This window comes from Halomonas sp. 707D4 (assembly GCF_024158685.1).
In the GTDB taxonomy this organism is placed as follows: domain Bacteria; phylum Pseudomonadota; class Gammaproteobacteria; order Pseudomonadales; family Halomonadaceae; genus Vreelandella.
The window spans coordinates 1-6043 of the sequence record NZ_JAMZBD010000173.1; the positions used below are offsets into that span (position 1 = coordinate 1).

Consider the following 6043-nt stretch of genomic DNA (forward strand, 5'->3'; position numbering starts at 1 on the left):
GGCGGTCTGCGTGCTCTATGCGGTGTTCCTGGAATTCCTGATCTTTCGCTCGCTGAAGGTGGGCGACATCTACGCCATCGCCAAGTCCACCGGGCTGATCACCGCCGTGGTGTTCATCCTGGTCGCGGTGGGCAACAGCTTCTCGTGGATCATCTCGTTCGCCCAGATTCCGCAGGCGATCCTGGAAGCCGTGGGCGTCAACGAGGCCGGACCCACCGGCGTTCTGATCGCGATCTGCGTGTCGTTCTTCATCGCCTGCATGTTCGTCGACCCGATCGTGGTGATCCTGGTGCTGACGCCGATCTTCGCCCCGGCCATCGCCGCCACGGGCCTCGACCCGGTGCTGGTGGGCATCCTCATCACGCTGCAGGTGGCGATCGGCTCGGCCACGCCACCGTTCGGCTGCGATATCTTCACCGCCATCGCGATCTTCAAGCGCCCCTACTGGGACGTCATCAAGGGGACGCCGCCGTTCATCTTCATCCTGATCCTGGCGGCGGCGCTTCTGATCATGTTCCCGCAGATCGCGCTGTTTCTGCGCGACGTGGCGTTTCGCTAGCCCTGAAGGCGCAGACGACGGCTGTGCGTCTGCGCCTTCCCGCCTGCGCTCTGGATAGGCGCTTTTCACTGCGGGTCGCGGGAGCGTCGCTTTGTCCTACACTGGTGGTATAGCGCTAAACCTTTGACCCGAAAGATGGTCCTAGCATTAGCGTCACTAAATGCTATAACGTGAACAGCGACTCAACCCGTCGGCGCGAAGCGTCCTTGATAAAGGTTTCAACATGAAAGCACTGGTTACGCACACCTCAAAGACCACCCTGTTCAAAACCGCGGCGCTCACCGGCCTTCTGCTGGCAGCGCCGTTCGCCGCCGCCCAGCCGGAAACCGACGAGCAGCGCCTGGCCTACAGCCTCGGCGTGACGCTGGGCGAGAGCATGCAGGCCGACGTCGAGGATCTCGACATCGACACCTTCTCCGAGGGCATGCGCGACGTGTTCGAGGGCAACGAGCTGGCCCTGAGCGAAGAGGAGATGATGGAGACGCTCGTCGCCTTCCAGCAGCGCTCCATGCAGGAGCGTGAAGAGCAGGCCGCCGAGATCGCCGAGATGAACAAGGAGGAGGGCGAGGCCTACCTCGAGGAGAACGCCGAGCGTGAAGGCGTGGAAGTCACCGAGTCGGGCCTGCAGTACGAGGTGCTCGAGTCCGGCGACGGCGAGACCTCTCCGGGGCCGGAGGACACCGTCGAGGTGAACTACGAGGGCATGCTGCTCGACGGCACCGTGTTCGACAGCTCCTTCGAGCGTGGCGAGTCGGTTACCTTCCAGGTCAACCAGGTGATCGAAGGCTGGCAGGAAGCGCTGCAGATGATGAGCGTCGGCGACAGCTGGATGATCTACATCCCCTCCGAGCTCGCCTACGGCGAAAACGGCCAGGGCCCGATCGGTCCCAACGAAATGCTCACCTTCCGGGTCGAGCTTCTGGGTATCGAGTGATCACGGCCTTGCGCCCTGCCTTCACCCTGCGCCGCTTGATAGCGGCGCTTTTGTTGCTGGGTGGCGCAGATGCCTTTGCCGAGACGCCCGCGCTGCCGGCCCTGGGCGCCGCCCAGGAAGCGAGCGTGGTCGGGGTCTCCTCCGGTGGCTACATGGCGGCCCAGCTCGCCGTGGCCTGGCCCGAGCGCTTTACCGGCCTCGGGCTGGTGGCCGCCGGCCCCTGGGGCTGCGCCCAGGGAACGCTGAGCCTGGCGCTGCGCCAATGCATGAGCACGCGTCAGGGCCTTCCTTCCCTCGAGGCGCTCGACGAGCGGCTGGCGAGCTACCGGGCCCAGGGGCTTGCCGGTGACGAAGCGGCGCTGGAGCGCGTGCGGGTTTACGTTCGCCACGGCGATGACGACGAGGTCGTCTCGCCGGAGCTCGGCGCGCTGTCGGCCCGGCAGTGGCGCAACTGGGCGGGCCCGGAGGCGGTTCGCTCCACCCACGCCGCGCACGGCCACGGCTGGCCCGTGCGCCTGGACGACGAGGAGAGCCTCGGCCCTTATGCCCTGGGCGGCTGTCGCCAGGGCGGGGGCAGCTACATGCTCGCCTGCGACGACGACATGGCCGGCGAGATGCTCGATTGGCTCTACCCGGGGCGTGCGCCGGCGCCTTCAAAGGGAGCGCTCGTGCCCTTCGATCAGGCCGAGTTCGCCGTGAAGGGACTGGCCGACACCGGCTACCTGTTCGTGCCCGAGCAGTGTCGCGACCGGGCCTGTCCGGTGACGCTCGCGCTGCACGGTTGCCAGATGAGCGCGACCGACATCGGTGACGTGTTCGTGCGCTACAGCGGCCTCAACCGCTGGGCCGCCGAGCATGCCCAGCTCGTGCTCTACCCCCAGGCGCAGGCAAGCCTCGCCAACCCGCAAGGGTGCTGGGACTGGTGGGGATTCGCCGAAAGCGCCTGGCAGCCCAACCCGCATCACGATACCCGTGACGGCGTCCAGGCCCGCGCCTTGATGGCCATGCTCGACCGGCTCGAAACACCCGGCGACTGAGTCGATGCCTCACCCTTCGCGGCGGGTGAGCTCCCGGTCGAGGGTCGAGACCAGCGCGGCCGGGGTGGGCGAGTAGAGCACCTGTTCGAGGATCTCGCCTTCCCGGTCGACCACGTAGAGCGCCGAGGTGTGATCCACCGTGTACTGCATCCGCGAGTCTTTCGCCTCGGTGCGCTGCCACGCCACGCCGTAGCGCTCGGTGACGTCGGCGAGCTCGCCGGGCGTGCCCACCAGGCCCACGAACTCGCTGCCGAAGGCCTCCATGTACTCGCGCATGCGCGCCAGGGTGTCGCGCTCGAGATCCACCGTGATCATCACCGGCACCACCCGCGCGCGCTGCGCGTCGTCCAGCTGGGCAAGCGCCTGACGCTTGACGGTCTGGGTGATCGGGCACACGTCGGGGCAAAAGGTGTAGCCGAACGAGACCACGGCCAGCTGGTCCTCTTCCAGTTGGGAGAGCGAGAAGGCGCCTTGGGTGGAGGCCATGCTGATCGGTCCGCCCTGCACGCCCTCGTCGCGCTTGCCCGAATGCCATAAGTGAAACGCCAGGGCGGCCAGGGCGATCAATAGTCCCAGCAGCGCGCCGACCTTCAAGGGCCAGCGCTTGTCGAGCGGTGCTTGCATTGATTAACTCCGGGTAACGTCGAAATCGAACCAGCTGCCGATTTTACCCTCAGGCGTACTCACTATGACATGGGCGCGCCAGGGCATGACGCGCTGAGTGCACAGGCCGACCTGGCCCTGGCCGTTGAAATGCCCCGGCGCGGTGGCCATCAGGGTGAAGCGATGAAGCCCCATCTCCATGTCGCGGCCGACGAACTCGACGCTGACCTGGCTCGCCTCGATACCCGTTACCTTGACCTCCAGCGGCAGCGCGGTGAGCGCCTCGATAGCGCCATCGGCATCCACGCTGAACGTGAAACCCGCGTCGCCGAACGAGGCGTGGCAGGTGGCTGCGTGCAAGTCGCAGCCGGGGTCGGGTGCGACCCAGCGGATGTTCTCCTCGCCGCGCAGCCAGCTGTTCAGCCCATATCCCAGGCACACCATCAGCGCGATGGCGGTGACCAGGATGAGCACGTTGAGCAGCGGAAAACCCAGAAAGTATCCCGAAGACGTGGTTTTTTTCATGGCAGAATGGTCCGGCACGGCCAGGCGGCGAAAGATAGCCGCATGGTAGCAGCAAACGCGACCCGGCCGGGCAGGCCAGGATGTCGCACGGGGCCTTCGGGCGAGCGTCACGATTACAAGGAATTGCCATGCAGAGCATCACGGCGGCCCTGGGACCGCTTTTCCTGCTGATTCTGCTGGGGGCGGCCATCGGCCACCGGCGCTGGCCGAGTGTCGAGTTCTGGGCGCAGATGGAAAAGCTCATCTACTTCGTGCTGTTTCCCGCCATGCTGGTGGCCACTCTCGCCACGGCGGACGTGAGCCAGGTGCCGGTGGGGCGGCTGACCGGGGTGCTGCTGGGCGCCATCGCGCTCCTCACGCTGCTGCTGTGGCGCCTGCGCGACTGGCTGGCGCTGCCCTCGCCGGCGTTCACCTCCGTGTTCCAGGGCGCGATTCGCTTCAACACCTACGTGGGCGTGGCCGGCGCCGGCGCCCTGCACGGCGAGCTCGGCGTGACCACGGCGGCCGTGGCCGTGGCGGTGATGGTACCGGTGGTCAACGTGCTGTGCGTGGCTAGCTTCATCAAAGCGGGGACGCTGGGGACGTCGAGCTTGCGTTCGAGCGTGCTGGCGCTGGTCAAGAACCCCTTGATCCTGGCGTGCCTGGCGGGGATCTTCCTGAACCTGACCGGCATCGGCCTGCCCGGCTGGAGTGAAAGCGCCGCCGAGCTCCTTGGCCGCGCGGCGCTGCCGCTGGGGCTGGTGGCGGTGGGCGTGGCGCTGCGCCCGGCGGCGCTTCTTCGCCTGGATCGCGGCACCGTGACCACCAACGTCGCCAAGCTCGCGCTGATGCCGGTCATCGTGCTGGCACTCGCCTGGGCGTTCGGGCTGGACCCGTTGAGCCGCGACGTGGCGCTGCTGTTCGCCGCACTCCCCACCGCGACCTCCGCCTACATCCTCGCTCGCCAGCTCGGCGGCGACGCAGAGCTGATGGCGGCGATCATCACCGGCCAGACCCTGCTCGCCATGCTGACCCTACCGTTCTGGTTGAAGCTGGTGAGCGGCTAGAGGAAATAAATAAAAACTATTCGCATTCGTGTTGACGGATTAAATGAGAATGATTATATTGTCCTTGCTGGCGTTTGATGAGACGTCACAACCAGGACAGCAGGGCTTTTTCTGTCATGGTTTCTCCCTCTCATTGCTAGTCACGGTCTTTTGCCACTCCCCTGGAGTGGCTTTCTTTTTTTGTACTCCTCGAAAATTCTCTCGCGCACTTTTCGCCCTGCCGCCCGGCGCCCGGCGCGCAGCGTCTAGACTGAGGCAACGCCCGCCCAGTTGTCCGGTAATGCTCATGGCCCACAAGAAACCCCACCTGCCGACCAAGGTCTGCCCCGTCTGCCAGAAGCCCTTTGCCTGGCGCAAGAAGTGGGCGCGGGACTGGGACGACGTCGTCTACTGCTCCGAGCGCTGTCGCCGCCGGGGCCGGTAGGCATTCTCCTGCGCCTGCGACGGCAAGATGGTCATTTGACGAAGTAAAGTGATCGTTTTACAGTAAAGTGATCGTTTTACTTCATGAGGTGTCAGCATGACCACGATGGACAAGATCGTGAGCGCCTCCGAGGCGCTTTTCGACCGCCATGGCTTCACCGCCACCGGCATGGACAAGCTTACCCGGGGCGCCGGCGTTTCGAGTCGCACGCTCTACAAGCACGTCGGCAGCAAGAGTGCCCTGATCGCCCGGGTGCTCGACGAGCGCGACCGGCGCTTTGCACGGCGTGTGGAGGAGGACACCATCGAGGCGTTGTTCGACGCGCTCGAGGAGTGGGGGCGCGTGGAAGGGCGGCGCGGCTGCCTGTTCCTGCGGGCGCTGAGCGAGACCGGCGGCGATACCCCGGAGATCAAGGCGGCGGTATTGGCACACAAGACGCGGATGGCGGAGCGGGTCGCCCGTCTGGTCGAGCAAGAAACCGGGCGTTGCGATGCCGCGCTGACCGAGCAGATCATCGTGCTGTTCGAAGGCGCCGCCGCCGCCGCGGCCTATCGCGGCGAACAGGCCATCGGCGCCGCCCGCCAGGCGGCGGCCGCGCTGGTGGCGGGGGCGCGCTCATGAGCCCGGCCCTGTACCTCGGCGGTTTCGGCTTCGGGTTGATCGCGGTGTGCTACGGCTTCGCGCGCTTCGCCTTTGGCCTTTTCCTGCCCCAGATCGACGCGGCGCTTTCGCTCTCGTCCACCCTGAGCGGGCTGATCTCCGGCGGCTCCTTTCTGGGCTACTGCGTAGCCATCCTGCTCTCGGCCTACCTCACCGAGCGAGCGGGGCCCCGGTTCGTGGCGCTGCTGGCATCCTTGGTGGCGGCCCTTGGCATGACCGGCATCGCTTTCGCCCACTCGCCGGTGTGGCTGGCGG

General features: G+C 66.2%; 9 protein-coding genes. 7 read left to right on the forward strand and 2 right to left on the reverse strand.

Annotated features, from left to right (window positions below):
• The 3 genes from BIS11_RS09060 to BIS11_RS09070 all read left to right on the forward strand — a co-directional run.
• A partial coding sequence (locus BIS11_RS09060) for a TRAP transporter large permease subunit (protein ID WP_253585948.1) occupies window positions 1-559 on the forward strand: 559 nt, incomplete at its 5' end.
• A 223-nt stretch (window positions 560-782) separates the two neighbouring features.
• On the forward strand, window positions 783-1493 hold the full coding sequence (locus tag BIS11_RS09065) for an FKBP-type peptidyl-prolyl cis-trans isomerase (protein ID WP_227390015.1): 711 nt from the start codon (window positions 783-785) through the stop codon (window positions 1491-1493).
• The gene (locus BIS11_RS09070) at window positions 1490-2530 is read left to right on the forward strand and encodes a PHB depolymerase family esterase (protein ID WP_253420414.1); all 1041 of its coding nucleotides are present in this window, start codon (window positions 1490-1492) and stop codon (window positions 2528-2530) included. The genes BIS11_RS09065 and BIS11_RS09070 overlap by 4 nt, the downstream gene beginning before the upstream one ends.
• Before the next feature lie 9 nt (window positions 2531-2539).
• Here the strand turns inward: BIS11_RS09070 and BIS11_RS09075 are convergent, their stop codons facing one another.
• Both BIS11_RS09075 and BIS11_RS09080 read right to left on the reverse strand, forming a co-directional pair.
• Entirely contained in the window at window positions 2540-3154 is a 615-nt protein-coding gene (locus BIS11_RS09075) for an SCO family protein (RefSeq protein WP_253420417.1), read from the reverse strand.
• A 3-nt stretch (window positions 3155-3157) separates the two neighbouring features.
• Entirely contained in the window at window positions 3158-3658 is a 501-nt protein-coding gene (locus BIS11_RS09080; protein ID WP_253420420.1) for a hypothetical protein, read from the reverse strand.
• Window positions 3659-3786: 128 nt separating this feature from the next.
• On the opposite strand from BIS11_RS09080, the gene BIS11_RS09085 reads away from it, so the two are divergent.
• From BIS11_RS09085 to BIS11_RS09100, 4 genes are all read left to right on the forward strand, one after another.
• Window positions 3787-4704: an AEC family transporter gene (locus BIS11_RS09085; protein ID WP_253420422.1), complete on the forward strand. Its 918-nt coding sequence runs from the start codon at window positions 3787-3789 to the stop codon at window positions 4702-4704.
• Between the two features lie 286 nt (window positions 4705-4990).
• Window positions 4991-5128, forward strand: a complete 138-nt coding sequence (locus BIS11_RS09090; protein ID WP_253420424.1) for a DUF2256 domain-containing protein — start codon at window positions 4991-4993, stop codon at window positions 5126-5128.
• A gap of 96 nt (window positions 5129-5224) precedes the next feature.
• Window positions 5225-5749, forward strand: coding sequence for a TetR/AcrR family transcriptional regulator (locus BIS11_RS09095; protein WP_253420425.1), 525 nt, complete (start codon window positions 5225-5227; stop codon window positions 5747-5749).
• A partial coding sequence (locus BIS11_RS09100; RefSeq protein ID WP_253585949.1) for an MFS transporter occupies window positions 5746-6043 on the forward strand: 298 nt, incomplete at its 3' end. The genes BIS11_RS09095 and BIS11_RS09100, both read left to right, overlap by 4 nt.